The sequence below is a fragment of the Curtobacterium pusillum genome, assembly GCF_013359865.1.
Classification (GTDB): domain Bacteria; phylum Actinomycetota; class Actinomycetes; order Actinomycetales; family Microbacteriaceae; genus Curtobacterium; species Curtobacterium pusillum.
Window position 1 is genome coordinate 184,667 of record NZ_JABMCE010000085.1, and the last position, 23,040, is coordinate 207,706.

Here is a 23,040-nt window from a genome sequence, read left to right on the forward strand (position 1 = left end):
GATGCGAGAAACGACGAGGAGGTCGGCACCGTGGAAGCGCGAACTGGCAGGGAGAAGACCGCGGAGGACGACGAGTTCTTCTCGGACGATCGGACGACCGGCGTCGAGGGGGCGGTCGAGCTCCCGGGCGGCGACTTCCGCGACTTCCTGCTCGATCCGGACGACCCGACCGTGGCCCAGTACCGGGGTGAGTCGTGGGACGTGTACTCGGCGGAGCGTACGGCGCCCTCGTTCGTGCAGGAACTCCTGGCGTCCTGGCGGCGCCTGTACGACGAGCCGTTCCGCGGCGTCACGAACGACGGCGCGGTGCGCGAGGGGCTCTACCCGCTCCCCGTCGGCGCCCCCGGCGACCCGGCGCTCCGCGAGGCCGCCGAGCGGCTGCTGCGGACACTCGACGCGGAGGAGCGCGAGCGGTTCACCCACCCGGTCGACGCCCCCGAGTGGCGCGCCTGGAGCAACCCCGAGTTCGTGATCCACCGCGTCGGACTCCGGCTCGAGGACCTCGACGAGCCGGAGGTGCGGGCGGTCCACGATCTCCTGCGGGCGAGCCTCAGCCCCGAGGGGTACGAGCGGGTCCGCACGCTGATGTCCCTGAACGGGTTCCTCGGGGACCTGGTCGGGCTGCCGACCGTCATGAACGACCGCAGCTACTGGGTGTCGATGTTCGGCACCCCGTCGGACGACGCACCGTGGGGCTGGCAGCTGTTCGGCCACCACGTCGCGGTCAACTTCCTCGCCGTCGGCGACCGGCACGTCATCGCGCCGGTGTTCCTCGGTGCCGAGCCCGCCGTCACGGACGACGGTCGACCCGGTGTCTTCGACGAGCGCGAGGCGGCGGCGCTGCGGCTCGCGGCATCCCTGACCGACGCCCAGCGCGAGCGGGCGGTCGTGTACGCCTCGGTGCTCGACCCGGCGATGCCCGAGGGGCGACTGCACCCGGCCGACGAGCGGCACGTCGCGGGGGCGTTCCGCGACAACCGCGTGATCCCGTACGAGGGGATCCCGGCGGCCGAGCTCGACGCGGAGCAGCTCGGGCTCCTGCGCGCCGTCGTCGCGGACTTCCTCCTGCTCCTCCGGGAGCCGCAGCGGGAGGCGACGCTCCGGGACTACGACGCTCACCTCGAGGAGACGTGGTTCGCCTGGTACGGCGCGACCGACGGCACCCAGCCGTTCTACCTGCGCGTGCAGAGCCCGGTGATCCTCGCGGAGCTCGACCACCACGCCGGGGTCTGGCTCGGCAACCGCCTGCCGGCACGGTTCCACGTGCACACGACGCTCCGGCTCCCGAACGGGAACGACTACGGTCGGGCGTACGTGGACGCGTGGCGCGCCCGCACCGCCTGACCGCTCGCAAGGCAGCGCCCCGCGCCGGGCGGCGCTCCCGCCGCGGGCAGCGCACCCGCCGCGGGCAGCGCCCCGTCCGGTCACCGGGACGCCCGCCGGACCCGCCGGTGGACGCCGAGCGCGACCGCGGAACTCGCGACGAGCACGAAGCCGAGCGAGAGCGCGGTCGCCCCGAGGAGACCGGTCACCGGCGACCCGAGGACACCGCCGAGGAACTGCGCCGACCCGGTCAGCGCCGACGCCGAACCGCTCGGCGCGTCCGTGAGCTGCCCCCACGTGTGGGATCCCGGCAGGACGAGTCCGACCCCCGCCGCGAAGAGCGCGGACGCGGCCCACAGGAGCGGGTCCGGCCCCCGACTCACCGCGATCGCGGCCAGGGCTCCGCCGGCCAGGAGGCTCACCACCAGTCCGGCTCCGGCCAGCGTCCCGGGGTGGTTGCGCCGGGCGAGTCGCCGGAACAGGAGGTTCGCCCCCACCATGGCCGCGGCGTTCGTCGCGAACACGAGCGTGAACACGTCCCGTCCGTACCCGAGCTCCCGCTCGACCACGTAGGACGCCGTGGCGACGTAGGCGTAGAAGCCGAACGACTGCGCGGCGAGCATCGCGGCGACGCCGCGGAGCTCCCGCGAGCGGAACGCCGCTCCGAGCGATTCGCGCACCGCCCCGACGAGCGACCCGCTCGACACCGCCCGCGGACCGTCCACGGCGTCCGCCGTACGGGTCTCCGGGACGAGCACGAGGACGCCGACGATGACGAGCGCCCCGACCCCCGCGAGTGTCAGGAAGTCCGCACGCCAACCCCACAGTGCTGCGACAGCGGCCCCCAGTACGGGCGCCACGACGGGCGCGCCGGCACTCACGGTCGCGAGCACCGCCACCCGTCCGCCCATGACCGCCCGGTCCTCCGAGACGTCGCGCACCACACTCCGTGCGGCGACGATCCCCGCGGACCCGAACAGCCCGGCGACCCCGCGGATCGCGACGAGGGTGAGCGCCGACGGGACGAACGCGCTGGCGACCGACGCGAGCGTCCAGCCCGCGACGCCGACCAGGATGACGGGACGTCGTCCGATGCGGTCGCTCAGCGGGCCGAACGCCAGCTGCCCGATGCCGATGCCCGCCAGGCACGCGGTGATGCTCGACTGGATCACCCACGGGGCCCCGCCGAGGTCGGCTCCGATGCGTGGCAGCGACGGCGTGTACACGTCCACGGACAGTGGTGCGAGCGCGGTGAGGACGGCGAGCACGGCGAGCACGGGCCCTGGGCGGCGAGCTGGGTCCACGGTGCCTCCCGGCGGGTCTCGTTGTATTTCTGCTTATAGCGTTATAACCTTTCCACGCCGACACCGAGGTCGGCGAACGAGTTCTCGGGGACGATGATGACCACACGAACCGACCGGCGGCGCGACACGCAGAACCGCAGCGTGCCGCCCACCGCGACCATGAGCCGGGCGACCGTCCCGGCCGCGACCACGATCCGCCGTTTCGATGCGGTGCGGACGGGGTCCCAGTTCGCCGTGCTCGGCGTGTGGCTCGCCCTCGCCGTGCTGTACGCGGTCCTGGTGCCGAAGACGTTCCTGACGGCCGGGACCTTCCAGACGATCTTCGGGTCGCAGCAGGCCCTGGTCTTCCTCACGGCGTCCCTGCTCTGCACGATCATCGTCGGTGAGTTCGTCGACATGTCCGTCGCGTACAACTTCGGCTTCGCGGCCGTCCTGGTCGCGGTGCTCAACGTCGATCTGCACTGGCCGGTGCTGCTCGCGGCGCTCGCCGCGGTCGTCGTCGCGACGGCCGTCGGTGCGGTGAACGGCTGGCTCGTGGTCCGCCTCGGCGTGAACACCATCGTGGTGACGCTCGGCATGGGGACGTTCCTCCTCGGCCTCGGTCTGTGGGTCACGAACCTCACACCGGTGTCCGGCCTGCCCGCCGGCTTCGCGAACATCGCCCTCATGACGATCGCCGGACTGCCGGTCGGGTTCTGGGAGGGCCTCGTGCTCATGCTCGGGTTCGCGTACGTGATGTGGTTCACGCCGCTCGGCCGCAACATGCGGTTCGTCGGCGCGAGTCGGGAGGTCTCCCGCCTCGCCGGCATCCGCGTGAACCGGCTGCGGTTCGGGTCGTTCATGTCGGCCGGCCTCATCGCCGGCATCGGCGGGGTCATCTCCGCCGCGGCCACCGGCGGCTTCGACGCGACCGTGTCGCAGTCGTACCTGCTCCCGATCTTCGCGGCGACGTTCCTCGGCACCGCGATCCTGGAACCGGGCCGGTTCAACCCGCTCGGCACGCTCCTCGCGGTGTACTTCCTCGCCACCGGCATCCTCGGGCTGCAGTTGCTCGGCGCGGCCGGATGGGTCTCGAACGTCTTCTACGGCGGCGTCCTCGTCGTCGCCGTCACGATCTCCACCATCCTGCACCGCAGGGTCTCCTGATCCCAGCGCCCTCTGTCAACGACGTCAGAAAGGTCGACATGTCCCCGATCACCACCCGGCGCGGAACCCGCATCGCGCTCGGCGCCGCAGCAGCAGCAGCAGCCCTCTTCCTCGCCGGCTGCTCCACCGTCGGGAGCGCGTCGACCCCGAGCGCCAGCTCCGGCGACAGCGCACTCGCCTCCAAGATCGCGAAGCTCGAGAAGCTCCCGTCGAGCTACCCGATCCCGAGCGGCACGATCTCCGACGTCTCGTCGCTGCGCGGGAAGACCGTCTACTACGTGCCCATCACCCAGCAGTCGCCGCAGTTCGGCGTCACCCAGGTCGCACTCAAGGCGGCGCTGGGCAAGCTCGGCATGACGCTGCAGGTCTGCAACGGCAACGCGACCCCGACGGGCATCTCGCAGTGCGTCACCCAGGCGACGTCGGCGAAGGCGGCCGCGATCATCACCGACGCCATCCCGTACCAGGAGGCGTCGAACGCCTTCGCCGCGGCGCAGAAGGCCGGCATCACGGTCCTCAACACGGACCAGATCGTCGATCCGGACGCCCCGGCATCGAAGACGCTCGGCTACATCGAGGCCGCCGGGACCTCGCAGATGAAGGCGGTCGCCGACTGGATCGCGTACGACTCGAACGGCAAGGGCAGCGTCGTGATCAACGAGAGCACCGACAGTCCGGCGTCCGTCGCGTTCGTGACCGCCGCGCAGAAGGAGTTCAAGAAGGTCTGCTCGGGTTGCTCGGTGACGATCAACAAGGTCTCCTCGGCGAACTTCAGCCTGATCGCGTCCTCGACGTCCTCCGCGCTCGTGAAGACGCCCGGCGTCGGCTACGTGGTCTCCGAGTTCGACCAGTACCTGCAGCCGACACTCGGCGGTGTGCAGCAGGCGGGGAAGACGGCGAGCGTCAAGGGCGTCTCCGGTGCGGCGCAGCTGTCCGGCCTGCAGATGCTGTCGAACAAGAACTTCCTCTACGCGTCCGTCGGGCAGGCGTCGGCGTACCAGGGCTGGGCCGATGCGGACGCCGTCGCGCGGATGCTCACCGGCACGTCCGGGGCGGACCTGCCGGAGTACACGATCCCGATCCGGCTCTTCACGCGGAACAACGTGGGTGACGTCACGCTCACCAACGACGCGCAGGCCTCGGGCGAGTGGTTCGGACCGAAGGACTACACGGACTCCTTCCTGAAGCTCTGGGGTGTCTCGTGATCGATGCTGCCGAGGCTCCTGTCGCCGTCGAACGCGGCGACCGCGGGGTCCCGCGGCTGAGGGTCCGTGACGTGTCGGTCACGTTCGGGCACAACCGGGTGCTCCGCGACATCGGGCTCGATGTCCGCGCGGGGGAGATCCAGGCGCTCGTCGGTCAGAACGGCTCGGGCAAGTCGACGCTCGCGAAGGTCCTCACCGGCCTGTACGTGCCGGACCCCGGTGCCGTGGTCGAGGTCGACGGCGAGGCACTCCGCCTGCCGGTCCGGCCGCTCGAGTCGCGTTCCCGCGGCGTCGCCGTCGTGCACCAGTCGCTCGGGCTCGTCCCCGAGATGTCGGTGCTCGAGAACATGCGTGTCGGGCGGTTGGGCGCCGGTCGCTTCTCCCGCCGGATCCGCTGGTCGGTCGAGCGTGAGGCGGCAGCGGGCGTGTTCGACCGGCTCGGCCGGCACGTCCCGCTCGACGCCCGCGTGTCGTCGCTCAGCGAGGAGGACCGGGCCACGGTCGCGATCGCCCGAGCCCTGCAGGACGCTCCGGACGGGCGGGGGCTCATCATCTTCGACGAGTCCACCCGGGCGCTCTCCCGACGGTCGCTGGAGCACTTCTACGAGATGCTCGACCAGGTGGTGCGGAGCGGCACCTCGGCGCTCCTCATCACGCACCGGCTCGAGGAGGTCATCGAGGCCGCCGACCGCGTGACGGTGCTGCGCGACGGCGACCTCGTGGAGGCGGGGATCCCGGTCGCCGGGCTCACCGCGGCCGACCTCGCCCGGGTGATGCTCGGGCGCGTGCTCGGCGCTGTCAGCTCCGGCGGCGGTCATGCCCGTCCCGGAGCGGGAGCCGCCGCCGAGGTCGTCGACCTCCGGAGCGCCCGACTCGACGGCGTCGACGTCCGGGTCGCACCGGGGGAGATCGTCGGCGTGACCGGGCTCGCCGACGCCGGCTACCACGAGCTGCCGTACGTGCTCGGCGGCGCGGTGCGCGCGGCCTCGGGCCGTCTCGAGGTCAGCGGTACGGAGGTCGACCTCCGGGCGTACGGCCCCACCGTCGCGATGGACGCGGGCATCGCGCTGGTGCCCGGTGACCGTGAGCACCAGGGCCTCGCCCTCGAACTGACCGTGGCCGAGAACGCCGCGGTCCCGCGGACCGGCTCGGGCGGCGGTCGGTTCGCACCGATCCCGCGTCGTGCGGAACTGGCGGAGCTGCAGCCGTGGATCGACCGGCTCGAACTCCGGCCGCCGGACCCGGCCGTGGTGGTCGGCAAGCTGTCCGGCGGCAACCAGCAGAAGGTCGTCCTGGCGAAGTGGCTCGCCCGGTCGCCGAAGCTGCTCGTGCTCCACGAGCCGACCCAGGCCGTCGACGTCGGCGCGCGCGAGATCATCGTGAACGCGGTCAAGGACGCCGCCGCTGACGGCTGCGGGGTCCTCGTCGCGAGCGGTGACGAGAACGAGCTGTCGATGCTCTGCGACCGGCTCCTGGTGTTCCGCGACGGCCGGGTCGCGGCGGAGCTGGCCGGACCCCTCGCGCCGGACGACATCGTCGACGCGATCTTCACCGGCAACGACCGCCGCCCGCTCCGCGGTACGCCGTCGACCCCGACCGACCAGTGACACGAGAGGACCACGACATGACCGTCGTCGACATCAACATCCACCACCTTCCGGAGGACCTGTTCTCCAACCCGAAGATCCTGAACGCGTTCCTCGACTCGGCGCCCCGCGGCTTCGGCGAGATCGCGCGGGTGATCGAGATGGAGTCCGGGAAACACCAGCTCATCCTCGAGAAGCCGGCGGGGCACCAGAACCTCAACTACGTCGAGGGCGACTACTCGGCCGAGGCCAAGCTCGCGGCGATGGACGACGCCGGTGTCGACTACGGCATCATGCGCGTCCCCGTCTGGCAGGAGTGGCTCCCGCTCGAGGCCTGCAAGTACGTCAACGACGAGGCCGCCAAGATCGTCGACGAGTCGAAGGGGCGCCTGTTCATGACGGCCGCGGTGCCGCCGTGGGGCGGGAAGGACAACATCGCCGAGCTCGAGCGGTGCATCGACGACCTCGGGGCCGTCGGTGTCCAGCTCGCGTGCCACTACGGCCAGCTCTACCTCGACGACCCGGTGTTCGAGCCGTACCTCGAGGTGCTGAACGACAAGCGGATCCCGGTGATCGTGCACCACACGCCGCTCCCGGTCGAGTGGCGGTCGATCATCGACTACACGAACCTCCGTCGCGAGTTCGGGCGCATCCAGGACCAGGCGACGGCGGTCGGCCGTGAGCTCTTCTCCGGCATGTTCGACAAGTACCCGAACCTGCGCTTCGTGCACACGATGCTCGGCGGCAACTGGTTCGCGAACACCGCACTGCTCACGCCGCACGCGTCGAACAAGAAGGAGTCGATGGTCCGGCTCGACCCGACGGGCGGCGAGAAGATCACGAGTTACCTGGAGAACAACATCTTCTACGACCTGACGCACCCGCACTCGTGGGGCAAGAAGCAGGTGGAGGCGGCGATCGAGATCAACGGCGCCGACCACTTCATGTTCGGGTCGTCGTTCCCCGTGTTCTACGGCTGGATGGGGCAGGGCGTCGAGTTCATGCGGAACACGGTCGACCTCTCGGACGCCGATCGTGAAGCGGTGCTCTCCGGGAACGCGAAGCGGATCTTCGACCTGCCGATCCCGTCGAGGGTCCCGGAGACGGCCGGGTCCGCGGTCGGCTGACGGGCTCCGGGCGCTCGCCCGGACGGACTGGAGGCGCGGTGCAGGACCTGCACCGCGCCTCCAGTCCGTCTCGTGGGGCGATCACATCTGGTTGCGCTTCCAGCGAGCACCCGACCGCCGGCGCTCGTCGGCGAGGCCCTCGCCGAGCCGGCGCAGGAGCTTCGTCGCCTGCGGCACGCCGGTCGGCTTGCCGAGGACGCGAGCCGCGTCCTCGGCCCACCGCTCGCGCACACGGGCGAGGTTCGCGACGGCCGTCGGTGTGGAGTGCAGACGCACCCCGCGTCCGTCGTGCTCGTCCCGGCGCTTCTCGATGAAGCCGATCTGCTCGAGCTCGCGGATGGCGGTGCTGAGGTTGCTCCGCAGGAGCCCCGTGGCCTCGGCCGTCTCGCTGGGCGTCGCGCCGGGATGGGTGTCGATGTACCGCATCACCTGGGTGTTCGACGGGGTGAGCGAGATCGTGTCGCCGAGGTCGGTCTCCCGCAGGCGGATCTCCCGTGCGACGGTCAGCACGATCTCGGCCAGGTCCGCGTAGTCGATCCCCGCATCGTCGTCAGTGGTAGCCACCAACCGAGTATATGTCGCGCTCGACCGTATATCTATAGAACCATATCTTTCTACAGTTGACTTTGAAAACATAACCAAATAGGTTGCTGGTGCGAACGCGAGGAGGCGGCATGCAGGGCGATCACCTGATCGGACGGGACGTCGAGTACTCCCACGGCGACACCGTCATGATCGGACGCTCCGCCGCACCGGCAACCGGTGGACCGCACCCCGGTGTGGTGCTCGTGCACGACGCGTTCGGACTCACCGAGGCGATGATCCGGACGAGCGAGGAGTACGCCGCTCGGGGGTACGCCGTCCTCGCCGCGGACGTCTGGGGCTCCCGTACGACACCGACCGACGGCGCCGCGATCGGGTCCCTCATCGGCGGGATGGTCGCCGACCGCGCCGAGTGGGCCGGACGGATCGCCGCCGCGCACCGGACGCTCCTCGCACGTCCCGACGTCGACGCCGACCGGACCGCGATGGTCGGATGGTGCTTCGGTGGATCCTCCGCGATCGAGTTCGTCCGTGGTGGCGGCGCGGTGCGCGGCATCGTCAGCGTGCACGGCGGCCTCGACCTCCTCGGCGACGACTGGACCACCCCGACCGACGCGCGGGTCCTCCTGTGCACCGGTGCGGACGACCCGATGGCGACCCCGGAGATGCTCTTCGCCCTGCAGCGCGGCCTGGACGCGGTCGGGGCCGACTGGGAGGCCGACGTCTACAGCGGCACCCGGCACGCCTTCACCAACCCGGACGCCGCGCTCGCCGGGCCGCCCGACGTCGTCGGCTACCACGCCCGCAGCGCCCGGCGCGCGCACGAGTCCGCCGAGCGGTTCCTCGCCGACCTGCTCGCCCCCTGACCACACACGGAGGAACACCGCATGAAGCTCGCCCGATTCCGCACCGCAGACGGACAGGACCACGTCGGTCGTGTCGACACCGACCGCCTCGTCGACCTCACCGGCACGGCGGGCATCGGGTCATCGGTCACGGCGATCCTGCCCGACCTCGAGACGCTCCGCCCGGCGATCGAGACCGCCGACGGTCACGAGTACGACCTCGGCGAGGTGACGCTCCTGCCGCCGGTGGACGCGCCGCAGAAGTTCCTCGGGATCGGGATGAACTACCGGGCCCACGCCGCCGAAGCGCTCCAGGCCGGCATCCCGACGCCGACGAGCCAGCTCTGGTTCAACAAGCAGGTCTCGTGCATCGTCGGTCCCCACGACGACATCGAGAAGCCCCGGGTGTCCGACGAGATGGACTACGAGATCGAGCTCGGCGTCGTGATCGGGAAGCGGTGCCGCCACGTCGCAGCCGCGGACGCCCGATCGGTGATCGCCGGGTACGTCGTCGTCAACGACGTCTCCGTGCGCGACTGGCTCGCGAAGCGGTCGCCGACCTTCACGCTCGGCAAGTCGTTCGACACGCACGGCCCGATCGGCCCCTGGCTCACCACCGACGACGAGATCGCCGACCCGCTCGACCTCGGACTCCGGCTGTGGGTGAACGGCGAGGAGCGGCAGAACGCCCGCACGAACGACATGATCTACGACGTCTACGAGCAGATCGAGTACCTGACGACCGTGATGACACTGATGCCAGGCGACGTCCTCGCGACCGGCACCCCGTCGGGGATCGGTGCTCCGACGCGGAACTTCCTCCGGGTGGGCGACGTCGTCCGTGGCGAGGTCGACGGACTCGGCGTGATCGAGAACACCGTCGTCGCCGAACCCTGACCAGCCATCGGAACCGACGAAGGAGTCATGATGCTGCCCATCACCGAACCGAACCCCCCGTTCCGGATCACCCGCGCGAGCCACGTCTCGCTGTTCGTGACCGACCTCGCCGCGAGCCGTGACTTCTACCGCGACGTCATCGGACTCGTCGTCACCGAGGAGACGGACGACACGGTGTACTTTCGCGGCCTCGAGGAGGCTGCGCACCACAGCCTCACGCTGCGGCGGACCGACGGCGCGCCGTTCGCCGACCGCGTCGGGTTCCGCGTCGAGACCGACGAGGACATCGACCGCGCCGAGCACTGGTTCCGGGCGAACGACGTGCGCCACCGCCGCGTCGACGTGGCGCACCAGGGACCCACGATCCAGTTCACCGACGGCGTCGGCACGCACATGGAGATCACCAGCTCGATGGAGGTCGTCGAGCGGAAGATGCAGCGCTTCGACGAGTTCCGGGCGGGCGCGCCGCAGCGCCTCGACCACTTCCAGGTCGTGACGCACGACGTGCAGGCCGCCACCGACTGGTGGTCGCAGCTCGGCATGCGGATGTCGGAGTACACGGCGAAGGACGGCACCGAGGAGCTCTGGGGCTCGTGGATGGAGGTCAAGGGGAACACCCACGACCTCGTCTTCACCAACGGCCGCGGCCCACGACTGCACCACTTCGCGTACACCGTGCCCGACGCCGTGAAGCTCATCGACGCGGCCGACGTCGCGGGCGCCCTCGGGTTCGGCGAGGAGATCGACCGCGGCCCGGGTCGCCACGGGATCTCGAACGCGCTGTTCCTCTACCTGCGCGACCCGGACCAGCACCGCATCGAGCTGTTCACGACGCACTACCAGTTCATGGACCTCGAGACGCCGCCGATCCGGTGGGACGTCAGCGACCCGCGCCGCGCACAGCTGTGGGGGATGCCGGCGTCCGCCCGCTGGTTCTTCGAGGCGAGCCCGTTCCCGGAGGAGCCCGTCAACGAGCCGCTCCTGTCCGCGACGCCGGGGACCCTCGAGGACTACCTGCAGATCCACTGACGCGAAACGAGGAAGGCCCCGTTCCGGATCATCCGGAACGGGGCCTTCCTCGTGAGCGCGGGTCGCGCCGCCCGGTCACCACTGCGTGGCGATCATCTGCACCTCGGTGTACTCGAGGATGCCCTCCTCGGCGCCCTCCCGGCCCAGGCCGGACTCCTTCACGCCGCCGAACGGGGCGGCCGGGTCCGAGACCACGCCCCGGTTCAGCCCCACCATGCCGACGTCGAGCCGCTCGGCGACCGCGAGTCCCTGGGCGAGGTCCCCGGCGTACACGTAGCCGGCCAGCCCGACCTCCGTCGCGTTGGCGAGCCGGACCGCCTCGTCGACGGAACCGACGACGCTCACCGGGGCGACGGGTCCGAAGATCTCCTCCCGCAGCACCGGTGCGTCGCCCGGCACGTCGGCGACGACCGTCGCCGGGTAGAAGCTCCCGGGACCGACCGGCACTGCGCCTCCCGTCCTGGCCCGCCCGCCGGAGGCGAGCGCCTGGTCGACCAGCGACTGCATGTCCCGCTGCGCCGCCCGGTTGATGACCGGGCCGAGCTGGTTCCGCTCGTCGTGACCCGGACCCATGGCCAGCGAGCCCATCGCGGCGGAGAACCGGTCCACGAAGGCCTCCGCGACGCTCTCGTGCACGATGAAGCGGTTCGCGGCCGTGCAAGCCTGCCCGCCGTTGCGCATCTTCGCGAGCATCGCTCCTGCCACGGCCGCGTCCACGTCGGCGCCGGGCAGCACGACGAACGGGGCGTTGCCGCCCAGCTCCATCGACGCACTGACGACGCGGTCCGCCGCCGAGCGGAGGAGGACCTTGCCGACCTCGGTCGAGCCGGTGAACGACAGCTTCCGGACGGCCGGGTGCGCGAGGAGCTCACCGACGATCGCGCTGCTGTGAGCGGAGGGGAGGACGTGCACGACACCCTCGGGCACGCCCGCCCGCCGGAGGACGTCGGCGATCACGAGGGCGGTGAGGGGCGTCTCGCTCGCGGGCTTGAGCACGACCGTGCAGCCGGCGGCGAGGGCCGGCGCGATCTTCCGCGTCGCCATCGCCGCGGGGAAGTTCCACGGGGTGACGAGCGCTGCCACGCCAATCGGCTTGTGTGACGTCAGGATCCGGTTGCCGCCCGAGGGGGAGCGACCGAGGCTGCCGTCGAGCCGGACCGCTTCCTCCGAGTACCAGCGGAAGAAGTCGGCGGCGTAGTGGGTCTCGCTCCGGGCGTCGGCGAGGGCTTTGCCGTTCTCGGCGACGATGACCCGGGCGATCGCCTCGGCCTCGCCCTCCATGATCTCGAACGTGCGGCGGAGGATCTCCGCCCGGGAGCGCGGCGTCGAGGCCGCCCAGGGGCCGAGCGCAGCCGCCGCCGCGTCGGCCGACTGCCGCGCGGTCTCGGGCGTCGCGGACGGGACGGTGCGCACGACCTCGTCGGTCGCGGGGTCGAGCACGTCGAACGTGTCGTCGCCGCGCCACGGGTCGCTGGTCGCGACGGCGGCGTCGAGCAGGGCGGTGACGTCGGTCATGCGTGTGCCCCGTCCGTGCTCGCGTGGTCGCGGTCGCGGTCGCGGTCGCGGTCGGTGTGGAGGGCGAGGGCGCTCTCGGGGATGCCGCCGGCACCGTACGCGGCGTCCAGCGTCGCCTCGTCGACGCGGGGGAGCGCGCCGGCCTCGTCGAGTGCGTGGTCGGCGGTGCCGATCGGGCTGCGGAGCCGGCCGCTCGACAGGTCGCCGGCCGTGACCTCGACCTCGACGACGTCGCCGGGCTCGACGACCGACGACCCGGTCGGGGTGCCCATCAGGATCACGTCGCCGGGTTCCAGGGTCATCATGCGTGAGAGGTCCGCGATCACGAACGCCGGGTCGAAGAGCATGTCCTCGCTCGTGAGCGCGTCCTGCACGATCTCGCCGTTCACCCAGGTGCGGAGGTGCAGGTCCCCGGGCTCGACGGCCGCGGCGTCGATGAGCTCCGGGCCGATCGGCGTGAACCCGTCGAACCCCTTCGAGTGGACGTTCGATCCGGGGTCGGCGTACCGGAGGTCGTACACGCCGAAGTCGTTCGCCGCGGTCACCGATCCGACGTGCGACCACGCATCGGCGCGCCCGACCCGGCGGGCGCGCGTCCCGATGACGACGGCGATCTCGCCCTCGAGCGCGAGGAGCCTGGTCCCCGCCGGGCGTTCGACGACCGCACCGGACGTGGTGATCGTCGACGGCGCCTTGAGGAAGTACGACGGGTTCGCCGGGCTCTTCCCGCGCTCCGCCGCACGGGAGCGGTAGTTGAGGTGCACGGCGATGAGCTTCGACGGCCGGACGAGCGCTCCGCTCATGCGACGACCCGCTCGAGCGTCAGACCCTCGTACTCGAGCACCGCGGCGGCCTCGTCGAGCAGCCGGTCGATCTTCGCCCGGCCGGCCTCGCTGACCGACGCGAGCGGCGGACGGACGTGGTCGGAGGCGATCTTGCCGGCGCGCGCCAGGACCCACTTCGCCGGCGCCGGGTTGGTCTCGACGAACAGCAGCTCGACGAGCGGGTGCACGGCGTAGTGGACCGCGCGGGCCTCGTCGAGCCGTCCGGCGGCCCAGTGCTCGTACATGTCCGCGATCGACCGCGGGGCCAGGTTGCTCAGGGCGTTGATGAAGCCGGCGCCGCCGAGCGCGAGGAGCGGGATGCCGAGGAGCTCGATGCCCGACCAGACCATGAAGTCCTGACCGCACAGCTTCAGCACGTGCGAGAAGTGCTCGAAGTCCTTCGTCGTCTCCTTGATGCCGATGATGTTGTCGTGCGCGAGCCGGAGCGCGTGCACGGTCTCCGGCGCCATGTCGACGGCGGTCCGGCTGGGCACGTTGTAGACGACGAGCGGCAGGTCGGGGTACTCGCGGGCGATCGCCCCGTACCACTCGATCAGTCCCTGCTGGGTGGGGCGGGCGTAGTACGGCGTGATGACGAGGACCGCGTCGGCGCCCGCGTCGCGTGCCTCGCCGGTGAGGCGGATCGTCTCGTCGAGCTTCGTCGAGCCGGTCGCGGGGAGGAACGGGACTTGGTCGGCCGTGACGGAGGCCACCGTGCGCATCGCGGTGACGCGTTCCTCGAAGCTCTGCGCGCTCGGCTCGGCGGTCGACCCGCCGACCGAGAGCCCGTGCAGGCCGGCGTCGCGCTGCCACTGCGCCAGGGACCGGAGGCTGTCGACGTCGAGGTCACCGTCGTCGGTGAACGGTGTCAGCACGGCGCCGAATGCGCCGCGGAGCGCGTGGGGGTCGTTGCGGAATCTCACGAGTGGTCCTCTTTCCAGTGTTCGTACCGGGGCCGCCATTCCGGTCCGAGGGGGTAGAGCCCGGCGACGGACGCTCCCTCCCCGACCCGTTCGGCGATGAAGGTCTCCTGCAGTTCCTGCTCGACGGCGTCGGCCGCGACCTCGGCGGCGAGCGCCCGGGGCACGACGACGGCACCCTCGGCATCGCCGACGATGACGTCGCCCGGCATCACGAGGACGCCCGCGCAGGTGATCGGGAGGTCGGAGTCCATCGGGACGTGGCGTTCACCGAGGACGGCGCCGTGCGCACCGCCGACGTAGAGCGGCAGCGTCATGCGGGCGAGGGTCGGAGTGTCCCGGGAGGCGCCGTCGGTGATCACGCCGGTGCCGCCGCGCTGCTGCACGCGCAACGCGAGGATGTCGCCGATGGTCCCGGCGGCGAGCTGACCCCGCGCCTCGATGACGAGTACCTCGCCGGGCTCGATCGTGTCGATGACGCGCTTCTGGGCGTTCATCCCGCCGCCGATCTCGTCGAACACGTCGGCGCGGTGGGCGGTGTAGCGGAGCGTCCGGGCCTCGCCGAGGAGGCGGACGTCGGGCCGGAGCGGCCGGAGCCCGGTGAGGAACGTCCCGGTGATGCCGCGGCGACGCAGTTGGGAGCACAGCGTCGCGGTGCTCACGCGCTCGAGGTTCGATGCGACGGTAGGGTCGATCACGCGGGTTCCCTTCGTTGGGTAGTTATAATTATATGCACAGACCGAGCCGAGTACCAACGGAGGTGCGAGCCGGATGTCGTCATCACGGTCCCTCGACGCCGCACGCGTCGGACAGTGGGTCCGGCACGTCCGGACCGAACGGGGCTTCACCCTCGACGTCCTCGGGCAGGCGTGCGGACTGCCGCCGAGCCAGCTGTCGATGATCGAGAACGGGCTGCGCGAACCACGCGTCTCGGTACTCGGCCGGATCGCCGACGCGCTCGGTACCGACATCCCGACGCTCACCCGGTCCGATGCGCCCTCGGAACGCGCCCACCTCGAGCTCGAGCTCGCACGCCTCCAGGCCTCACCCGTCGCCGAGCGGCTCGGGATCCCGCGACTCGACGTCCGCCGGAGCGTGCCCGACGACGTCCTCCGCACCGTCGTCGCACTGCACGGCGCGCTCGGCCAGCAGGTCCGCGAGGCCTCCGCCACCCAGGCGGCCGGCCGTCTGGCGATGATCGCGCTGCGTCTCGAGGGACAGGCGCAGGACAACTACCTCGAAGCCGTCGAGGATCGTGCGGCCGAACTGATGGCGTCGGTGGAGCGCCCGCCGGGTCCGCTCACCCACCACACGGTCTCACGGTTGGCCGAGCACCTCGGGTACCGCCTGGTGCACGCCGACGACCTCCCCGCGTCGACCCGCACCGTGACCGACCGCGAGCACGGCGTCATCTACCTGCCGCCCGCCGCGACACCGGGAGCGCACGGGCTCAGGAGCCTGTCGCTGCAGGCCCTCGCGCACCGAGTCCTCGAGCACCGGGAACCGACCGACTACGCCGACTTCCTGCGGCAGCGCATCGAGATCACCGCGTTCGCCGCCGCGTGCCTCATCCCGCGCGACACCGCCGTGCCGTTCCTGCGGGACGCGAAGGGCCGCCGGGACATCGCGCTCGAGGACCTGCGGGACGCCTACGGTGTGACGCACGAAGCGGCCGCGCACCGCTTCACGAGCCTCGCGACGAAGTTCCTCGACATCCCCGTGCACTTCCTGCGGGTCCGGAGGTCCGGCGCGATCGTGAAGGGCTACGAGAACGACGGCATCGCGTTCCCCGTGGCCACCGACGGCGGCATCGTCGGCCAGGTGGTGTGCGCGAAGTGGGCAGCCCGGACGGCGTTCGTGCACCGGAACCGCTCCCGCGAGCACTACCAGTACACGGACACGCCGACCGGGACGTTCTGGTGCAGCGTGCAGACCGGCACGAGCGAGGACGAGTTCTCCATCACCCTCGGTACGCCGTTCGCCCACGCGCGCTGGTTCCGCGGCCGGGAGACCGGCGTGCGACGGACGTCGACCTGTCCCGACCCCACGTGCTGCCGTCGGCCGGAACCCGAGCTCGTGCGCCGGTGGCACGACAGCGCGTGGCCCAGCGCCAAGCTCGGCGAGCACGTCCTCGCCCCGCTCCCGACGGGCCGGTTCCCCGGCGTCGACGACGGCGAGGTCTACCGGTTCCTCGAGTCGCACGCCCAGGCGTGGGACTGAGCGTCCGCCCGATCAGACCCGGCGAATTCACGGATCCGGAAGAATCGCCGATCTTCACGACTCCCCGATCGCCTCCCGCAGCTCGTGCCGACGGAACCTGTCGGTGACAGCCCGAGCTCGATGAGGAGTGACGATGCACCCGACCGCACAGACCCACAACCACGCGTTCCCGCCCGTCTGGGCGTCCGCCATCCCGGAGGTCCCGGACGGTGCCCGGCGACACGACGTCGCGAACAAGCAGCTCGCCGACTGGGTCGTCCGCATCGCCCTGCTGACCCGGCCGGACGAGGTCGTCTGGTGCGACGGCTCCGACGAGGAGTGGAACCGGCTCACCACCGAGATGACCGACGCCGGCTCACTCGTCCGACTCGACCCCGGCGTGCACCCGGACAGCTTCCTCGCCCGGTCCGACCCGGACGACGTCGCGCGGATGGAGGACCGCACGTTCATCTGCTCCCGCAGCGAGGCCGACGCCGGACCGACCAACAACTGGCGCGACCCCGCCGACATGCACACCGAGTTGAACGCGCTGTTCGCCGAGTCCATGCGCGGTCGGACGATGTACGTCGTCCCGTACTCGATGGGACCGGTCGGGGGCGCGATCTCGCAGGTCGGTGTGCAGATCACCGACTCGCCGTACGCGGTGATCTCGCTGTCGATCATGACCCGCATGGGGGACGACGCGCTCGCCGTGATCGGCCCGGACACCGACTGGGTCGCCGGGGTGCACAGCGTCGGGTACCCGCTCCGCGACCGAGACGGGCTCCGACGCGACGACGTCCCGTGGCCGAGCAACCCCGTGAAGTACGTCAGTCACTTCCCCGAGGAGCGCGCGATCTGGTCGTTCGGGTCCGGGTACGGCGGCAACGCCCTCCTGCCCAAGAAGTGCTTCGCCCTCCGGATCGCGTCGGTGATGGCACGGGACGAAGGATGGCTGGCGGAGCACATGCTCCTCCTCAAGCTCACGTCGCCCGCCGGCCGCGCGTTCCACATCGCCGCGGCGTTCCCGAGCGCGTGCGGCAAGACGAACCTCGCGATGCTCCGACCGACGATCCCCGGGTGGGACGTCGAGACGATCGGCGACGACATCGCCTGGCTGCGACCGGGCGACGACGGCCGGCTCCACGCGATCAACCCCGAGGCCGGGTTCTTCGGCGTCGCACCGGGGACGTCCGTCCAGAACAACCCGGTGGCGATCGACACCATGCGGAAGCACACGATCTTCACGAACGTCGCGTTGACCGAGGACGGCGAGGTGTGGTGGGAGGGGAAGACCGACGAGCCCCCGGCGCACCTCATCGATTGGCGCGGGCAGTACTGGACGCCCGCGTCCGGCACGCCCGCGGCGCACCCGAACGCCCGGTTCACGGCGCCGATCGAGCAGTGCCGGACGCTCGCGGACGACTGGTACGAGGCCGACGGTGTCCCGATCGACGCGATCGTGTTCGGCGGCCGACGCGCCAGCAACGTGCCACTCGTCGTCGACACGGGTGACTGGGAGCACGGCGTGTTCGTCGGGGCCACCGTGTCGAGCGAGCGGACCGCCGCCCAGGAGGGGCGGGTCGGCGAACTCCGCCGCGACCCCTTCGGCATGCTGCCGTTCGTCGGCTACGACATGGGGGACTACTGGCAGCACTGGCTCGACGTCGGAGCCGCGCTCGGCAGCGGGGCGCCGAAGATCTTCCAGGTCAACTGGTTCCGCCAGGACGAGGAGGGAGCGTTCCTCTGGCCCGGGTTCGGTGAGAACAGTCGGGTCCTCGCCTGGATCGCCGGCCGGGTCTCCGGCGAGGCCGAGGCCGTCGACACGGCGATCGGCGAGGTCCCCGCTCCGGGATCCCTCGACGTCACCGGGCTGGGACTCGGGGCCACGGTGCTGCAGTCGCTCCTGGACGTCGACCCCGTGGCGTGGCTCGAGGAGTGCGACCGGACCGAGGAGTTCTTCGCCCGGTTCGGCGACCGCGTGCCGGGCCGGCTCCGGGACGAGCTCGCGCGCCTGCGCGAACGACTCGCGGGCGCGGGCGCGGGCGCGGACGCCGGACGCGACGAGGTCGCGGCGTGAACGGGGACGACGCATCCACGGCGTTCACACGGTGGATCGACCACGAGTCCGTCGCCGAGGCGATGGTGCCGATCATCGGCGGCCTGTACCGGCGGAACAACGTCGTCACCACGATCCACGGCCGCCGGCTGCCGAACCGGTCCGCGACCCAGATCCTGAAGCTGCACCGGTTCGCGCGGCACCTCGACGGTGTCGAGCTGTCGCCGCACGCGATCTTCCCGGTCCTGCACAAACTGACGACGCTCGACCTCGGGCCGGCGGCGATCGACGTGGCGGAGCTGAACCGGCGGTTCCGTGCCCAGCACGAGCTCGACCTGGACGCGTTCCTGCGGCGCGAGCTCGCCGAGGTCGTCGACGGCGGCCTGTACGCGGTGCCGCCGACCGACGTCGTCCTCTACGGCTTCGGCCGCATCGGACGCCTGGTCGCGCGGATCCTGATCGGCCGTGCCGGCGGGGCCTGCGGGCTGCGGCTCCGCGCGGTCGTCGTCCGGGGCGACGACCCCGGCGACCTGGTCAGGCGGGCGAGCCTGCTCCGCCGCGACAGCGTGCACGGACCGTTCGACGGCCGGATCACGGTCGACGTGGAGCGGGACACGATCACGGCGAACGGCACGGTGATCCAGTTCATCCGCGCGTCCGACCCGGCGCACGTCGACTACGCCGCCCACGGCATCCGCGACGCGATCGTCGTGGACAACACCGGGCGGTGGCGGGACGAGGCCGGCCTGCGCCAGCACCTCGAGAACGACGGCATCCGGCGGGTGCTGCTCACCGCGCCGGGCAAAGGCGGCCTGCCGAACATCGTGCACGGCATCAACGAGGACGACATCGGCGACCACCCGATCGTCGCCGCGGCGTCGTGCACGACCAACGCGATCACGCCCGTCCTCGTCGCGATCGACCGCGAGTTCGGCGTCGAGCACGGTCACGTGGAGACGGTGCACTCGTTCACGAACGACCAGAACCTCACCGACAACTACCACCGGTCGAGCCGTCGCGGCCGTTCGGCAGCGCTGAACATGGTGCTCGCCGAGACCGGTGCTGCGACGGCGGTGGCGAAGGCGTACCCGCGGCTCGCGGGGAAGCTGACCGGGAACGCGATCCGGGTGCCGACGCCGGACGTGTCCATCGCGGTCCTGAACCTGCAGTTGCGCGAGCCCGTCGGCAAGGAGCAGCTGAACGCGTACCTGCGGTCGGTGTCGCTCCGTTCCGCCCTGCACCGGCAGGTGGACTACGTCGATTCCCCGGAGATCGTGTCGAGCGACGTCCTCGGTGCCCGCAAGGCGGGCGTCGTGGACGGGCTCGCGACGATCGCGGACGGTGGCCGCTCGGTCGTCGTGTACGTCTGGTACGACAACGAGTACGGGTACAGCCGCCAGGTCGTCCGCATCCTCGAGACGATGACGGGCGTGCGCATCCGGACACTGCCGGCGCCCGAGTACGAGACGCGGTCCGTGCACACGGACGTCCGGGTCGCGCGCGTCGGCTGACGGTCCGCGCTCCCGTCGGTCGTCCGGTCACCCCCTGCGGCCCGCGACCTCCAGGACGACCACGATCGCGGTGACGAGCACCGCCGTCGCGACCAGCGAGACCGAGGGCACGGCGATGCCGGCGAGCACGGCGAGCGCGAGCACCACGACGACCACGTTCCAGCCGATCGGGAGCGACGGCCGCAGCGCCAGCGCCCAGATCGACAGGACGAACAGCGCGACCGGCACCGCGATCGTCGCCGCGACGGTCGCGTGCGACAGGTCGGCCTCGCCCGCGTCGGCGCTCACCGCGACCTCGATCCCGGCGGGCAGGGCCCCGGCGGCGGCGAACACGAGGTAGTGGCCGTAGCCGAACACGAGCGCCGTGGGCAGGGAGCGGATGTGGTCGTGCTGCTCGCGGGAGAAGTAGATCCACCACAGCCCGGCGACGACGACGAGCCCGCACGCCGCCAGGACGAGGAGCGAGGCGAGGTGGTCCGCGTGCGCGATGCCGTCGATGACCGCGTTCGCCGAGGCGATGAGCCCCTCGCCGAGGACGATGAGCGTGAAGAGCGAGTACCGCTCGGCGATGTGCCGGGTGTGCCACGGGGTGGTGCGCGTACCGGCCTCGGCGAACGGCGGGACCAGGACCTCGAGCAGGATGAGGACCGGGACGACCCACGGCCGGACGGCGTCGGGCAGCACGAGCGCGAGCACCCACAGCACCTGCACGACCGTGATGCCGGCGGCGTAGCGGAGCGCGGTCCGGCGGTACTCCGGCGACGACGCCGCGGCGCGGAGCCACTGTCCGACGAGCGCCAGGCGCATCACGACGTAGCCGACGACCACGAGGCCGATGTCGGCGTCGACCATCAGGGCGTGCACCCCGGCGGCGAGGACGAGCACGCCCGCCATCTGCACGAACGTCATCACCCGGTAGAGCCAGTCGTCGGTGTCGAAGGACGTGGCGAACCAGGTGAAGTTGATCCACGCCCACCAGATGGCGAAGAACACGAACGCGTACGAGAGCACCGCCGAGGACACGTGGCCCTCGGACTCGATCTCGTGCAGGTTCGAGGCGGCGAAGCCCACGGCGACGACGAAGACCAGGTCGAAGAGGAGTTCGAGGGGGCTGGCGGTGCGGTGTCCTTCGGCGGGGTCCCGGGGCCTCATGCGGCGGAGTCCGATGGTGGTCACCCGGTATGCCTACACGAGAACGACCCCGGGCGCAGGACCCGGGGTCGTTCGTCGGCGCTGATGCCTGGCGCTCAGGAGGAGCGCGCCTGGCGCTCAGTAGAAGTTCGACGCCTGCGAGTGCGCCCACGCGGCACACGGCGTGCCGTACGAGGCGCTGATGTACTGCAGTCCCCAGGTGATCTGGGTGGTGGCGTTGGTCTGCCAGTCCGCCGCGATGGTCGCCATCTTCGAGCCGGGGAGCGCCTGCGGGATGCCGGTCGCGCCGCCGTTCGCGTTGACGGCCCGGTAGTTCCAGCCGGACTCCTTGGTCCAGAGGTTGTCGAGGCACTGGAACTGGTCGGAACCCCAGCCGTACTCGGACGCCGCGAGCGAACTGGCCGTGGCCTTGGCGCCGGCCACGGTGTTCGCGGCGGCCTGCTTGCGCGCGGCCTCCGCTGCGGCGGCCTTCTCGGCGGCGGCCTTCTGCGCGGCTGCCTCGGCGGCGGCCTTCGCATCGGCGTCCCGCTTGTCCTGCGTGGCACTGGCGCTCGCGACGTCCGACGCGGCGTCCACCGTGGAGGAGATGCGCGAGCTGAGCGCCGCTCCGGAGAGCTTCCGGTAGTCGTCGAGCGCCCCGATCCGGCGTTCGAGCGTGGTGGTGTCCGTCTTGTCGTTCGCGGTCTCGACGACGGTCTGCGCCGTGGCGATGGTGGCGGCGGCCTGCGCCCGGTCGAGTGCGGTGCCGCCGAGCGCCGGCGCCGAGGTGGCGCTGGCGGTGGGCATCCCGAGGGCCTCGCCGATCGCGGGCTGCGTGCCGACGGTCGCGATGCCGCCGGCGACGGCGAGGACCGCTGCGCCGCCCACGATGAGCGTCGTGGGGCGGCGGAGTGCGCGGCGGAGGCGTCGGCTGGGGGAGTTCAGGGCCTCACGTCGGGTCGAGGCGGTGGTCGTGGGGAGAGCGGTGTTGCGTCCTGTCATCGATTCCGGTGGTCGGCCGACTCGTGGTGGGGAGCTGTGGCGCTGCACGCGGGGGATGGGGGAGCGCGCAGGAGTACGGGACGTGGGGGACGTCCGTCGTCAGGAGCTCGCGAGCCGGGGGAGGACCGGACGGTGGTGTGGGGCCCGTCCGTCCGCCGGCCGGCGACCGGGGTGGCCGCCGCTGGGCGAAGCCGCCACGATGACCGGTACGGCTGGAAGCGCCGTCCAGATTGGCTGGCAGAACCGTCCGTCCACCCTCGGATAACGGTTCGGTAACGACCGGATCAGGAGCCGGAGGTGGGAGCTTGCTGGGTACGTGCGCCCTGTGCGACGCGCTCGAGGGCGTCCAGTGCTGCGGCGATCGCGTCGACGTCGGTCTCCGGCAGTTCGGCGATGAGCTCGGCGACGATCCCGGTGCGGTCGGAGCGTGCCCGTTCGACCGCCGCGATGCCCTCCGCTGTGGCGCTCACCATGAACGCGCGGCCGTCCCGGGGGTCCGCCTCGCGCTCGATGAACCCGCGCTGCTCGAGCTCGGTGAGGATCCGGGTCATCGTCGGCTTCGTGACGACCTCGATCCGCGACAGGTCGCCGGGGCGCAGGGGTCCCTCGCGCTGGATGGTCGCGAGGGCGGAGACGATCCCGTACCCGAGTGCGGCCGAGTCGGTGCGCGCCCGTCGGTTGATCCGGCCGACCGCGGCGGCGAGGCGCGCGGCGATCTCGGGTCGGTCCGGCTGGCGGTTGCTCATGCGGTGCTCCGGGTGGTTCGACGGGCGGTCGGGGCGATGCTATCGGCTCTCCGCACCGCATGACTGCGAGCAGGTCGCCGGCACCCGCAGGTGGCCGACGGGAGGCACGGCGAACGGAAGCCGCCCGG

20 protein-coding genes are annotated in these 23,040 nt (G+C 71.5%); 11 read left to right on the forward strand and 9 right to left on the reverse strand.

Going from position 1 to position 23,040, the window contains the following annotated elements:
* Positions 1 to 30 precede the first annotated feature (30 nt).
* Positions 31 to 1,344, forward strand: a complete 1,314-nt coding sequence (locus HP507_RS15590) for a DUF3500 domain-containing protein (RefSeq protein WP_271207241.1) — start codon at positions 31 to 33, stop codon at positions 1,342 to 1,344.
* Between the two features lie 80 nt (positions 1,345 to 1,424).
* Here the strand turns inward: HP507_RS15590 and HP507_RS15595 are convergent, their stop codons facing one another.
* Entirely contained in the window at positions 1,425 to 2,627 is a 1,203-nt protein-coding gene (locus HP507_RS15595; protein WP_175352702.1) for an MFS transporter, read from the reverse strand.
* A 93-nt stretch (positions 2,628 to 2,720) separates the two neighbouring features.
* Between HP507_RS15595 and HP507_RS15600 the strand changes: the two genes are divergently transcribed.
* The 4 genes from HP507_RS15600 to HP507_RS15615 all read left to right on the forward strand — a co-directional run bounded on the left by HP507_RS15600 (position 2,721) and on the right by HP507_RS15615 (position 7,691).
* The gene (locus tag HP507_RS15600; protein WP_175352703.1) at positions 2,721 to 3,773 is read left to right on the forward strand and encodes an ABC transporter permease; all 1,053 of its coding nucleotides are present in this window, start codon (positions 2,721 to 2,723) and stop codon (positions 3,771 to 3,773) included.
* A 38-nt stretch (positions 3,774 to 3,811) separates the two neighbouring features.
* Positions 3,812 to 4,978 (forward strand): sugar ABC transporter substrate-binding protein, encoded by a 1,167-nt coding sequence (locus HP507_RS15605; RefSeq protein WP_175352704.1) that lies wholly within the window; start codon positions 3,812 to 3,814, stop codon positions 4,976 to 4,978.
* A gap of 71 nt (positions 4,979 to 5,049) precedes the next feature.
* On the forward strand, positions 5,050 to 6,585 hold the full coding sequence (locus tag HP507_RS15610; protein WP_217508849.1) for a sugar ABC transporter ATP-binding protein: 1,536 nt from the start codon (positions 5,050 to 5,052) through the stop codon (positions 6,583 to 6,585).
* Positions 6,586 to 6,602: 17 nt separating this feature from the next.
* Positions 6,603 to 7,691, forward strand: coding sequence for an amidohydrolase family protein (locus HP507_RS15615; protein ID WP_175352706.1), 1,089 nt, complete (start codon positions 6,603 to 6,605; stop codon positions 7,689 to 7,691).
* A gap of 81 nt (positions 7,692 to 7,772) precedes the next feature.
* On the opposite strand, the gene HP507_RS18225 is transcribed toward HP507_RS15615, so the two are convergent.
* Positions 7,773 to 8,255 (reverse strand): MarR family winged helix-turn-helix transcriptional regulator, encoded by a 483-nt coding sequence (locus HP507_RS18225; protein ID WP_175352707.1) that lies wholly within the window; start codon positions 8,253 to 8,255, stop codon positions 7,773 to 7,775.
* 110 nt (positions 8,256 to 8,365) lie between these two features.
* Here HP507_RS18225 and HP507_RS15625 point away from each other — a divergent pair, with 110 nt between their 5' ends.
* From HP507_RS15625 to hpaD, 3 genes are read left to right on the forward strand one after another with little or no spacing between them, the layout of a single operon-like run.
* Positions 8,366 to 9,100, forward strand: a complete 735-nt coding sequence (locus tag HP507_RS15625; protein ID WP_175352708.1) for a dienelactone hydrolase family protein — start codon at positions 8,366 to 8,368, stop codon at positions 9,098 to 9,100.
* Positions 9,101 to 9,121: 21 nt separating this feature from the next.
* Positions 9,122 to 9,976 (forward strand): fumarylacetoacetate hydrolase family protein, encoded by an 855-nt coding sequence (locus HP507_RS15630; RefSeq protein WP_175352709.1) that lies wholly within the window; start codon positions 9,122 to 9,124, stop codon positions 9,974 to 9,976.
* 27 nt (positions 9,977 to 10,003) lie between these two features.
* On the forward strand, positions 10,004 to 11,005 hold the full coding sequence (gene hpaD / locus HP507_RS15635; protein ID WP_254701159.1) for a 3,4-dihydroxyphenylacetate 2,3-dioxygenase: 1,002 nt from the start codon (positions 10,004 to 10,006) through the stop codon (positions 11,003 to 11,005).
* Between the two features lie 75 nt (positions 11,006 to 11,080).
* On the opposite strand, the gene HP507_RS15640 is transcribed toward hpaD, so the two are convergent.
* From HP507_RS15640 to HP507_RS15655, 4 genes are read right to left on the reverse strand one after another with little or no spacing between them, the layout of a single operon-like run.
* Entirely contained in the window at positions 11,081 to 12,520 is a 1,440-nt protein-coding gene (locus HP507_RS15640) for an NAD-dependent succinate-semialdehyde dehydrogenase (RefSeq protein WP_175352710.1), read from the reverse strand.
* Complete coding sequence (locus tag HP507_RS15645) at positions 12,517 to 13,323, reverse strand: fumarylacetoacetate hydrolase family protein (RefSeq protein ID WP_175352711.1); 807 nt, start codon at positions 13,321 to 13,323, stop codon at positions 12,517 to 12,519. The genes HP507_RS15640 and HP507_RS15645 overlap by 4 nt, the downstream gene beginning before the upstream one ends.
* On the reverse strand, positions 13,320 to 14,267 hold the full coding sequence (gene dapA / locus HP507_RS15650; protein ID WP_175352712.1) for a 4-hydroxy-tetrahydrodipicolinate synthase: 948 nt from the start codon (positions 14,265 to 14,267) through the stop codon (positions 13,320 to 13,322). The genes HP507_RS15645 and dapA overlap by 4 nt, the downstream gene beginning before the upstream one ends.
* A complete protein-coding gene (locus HP507_RS15655) occupies positions 14,264 to 14,962 on the reverse strand; it encodes an RraA family protein (RefSeq protein ID WP_217508851.1) in 699 nt (232 codons plus the stop codon). The genes dapA and HP507_RS15655 overlap by 4 nt, the downstream gene beginning before the upstream one ends.
* Positions 14,963 to 15,035: 73 nt before the next feature.
* Between HP507_RS15655 and HP507_RS15660 the strand changes: the two genes are divergently transcribed.
* The 3 genes from HP507_RS15660 (at position 15,036) to HP507_RS15670 (ending at position 20,033) form a co-directional block, all read left to right on the forward strand.
* Complete coding sequence (locus HP507_RS15660) at positions 15,036 to 16,484, forward strand: helix-turn-helix domain-containing protein (protein WP_175352714.1); 1,449 nt, start codon at positions 15,036 to 15,038, stop codon at positions 16,482 to 16,484.
* A 133-nt stretch (positions 16,485 to 16,617) separates the two neighbouring features.
* The gene (locus HP507_RS15665; protein WP_175352715.1) at positions 16,618 to 18,543 is read left to right on the forward strand and encodes a phosphoenolpyruvate carboxykinase (GTP); all 1,926 of its coding nucleotides are present in this window, start codon (positions 16,618 to 16,620) and stop codon (positions 18,541 to 18,543) included.
* The gene (locus tag HP507_RS15670) at positions 18,540 to 20,033 is read left to right on the forward strand and encodes a glyceraldehyde-3-phosphate dehydrogenase (protein WP_175352716.1); all 1,494 of its coding nucleotides are present in this window, start codon (positions 18,540 to 18,542) and stop codon (positions 20,031 to 20,033) included. The genes HP507_RS15665 and HP507_RS15670 overlap by 4 nt, the downstream gene beginning before the upstream one ends.
* Positions 20,034 to 20,060: 27 nt before the next feature.
* On the opposite strand, the gene HP507_RS15675 is transcribed toward HP507_RS15670, so the two are convergent.
* The 3 genes from HP507_RS15675 to HP507_RS15685 all read right to left on the reverse strand — a co-directional run bounded on the left by HP507_RS15675 (position 20,061) and on the right by HP507_RS15685 (position 22,912).
* Positions 20,061 to 21,209 (reverse strand): low temperature requirement protein A, encoded by a 1,149-nt coding sequence (locus HP507_RS15675; protein ID WP_271207240.1) that lies wholly within the window; start codon positions 21,207 to 21,209, stop codon positions 20,061 to 20,063.
* A gap of 93 nt (positions 21,210 to 21,302) precedes the next feature.
* On the reverse strand, positions 21,303 to 22,166 hold the full coding sequence (locus tag HP507_RS15680; RefSeq protein WP_175352717.1) for an aggregation-promoting factor C-terminal-like domain-containing protein: 864 nt from the start codon (positions 22,164 to 22,166) through the stop codon (positions 21,303 to 21,305).
* A 284-nt stretch (positions 22,167 to 22,450) separates the two neighbouring features.
* Positions 22,451 to 22,912, reverse strand: coding sequence for a MarR family winged helix-turn-helix transcriptional regulator (locus HP507_RS15685; protein ID WP_175352718.1), 462 nt, complete (start codon positions 22,910 to 22,912; stop codon positions 22,451 to 22,453).
* Positions 22,913 to 23,040 lie beyond the last annotated feature (128 nt).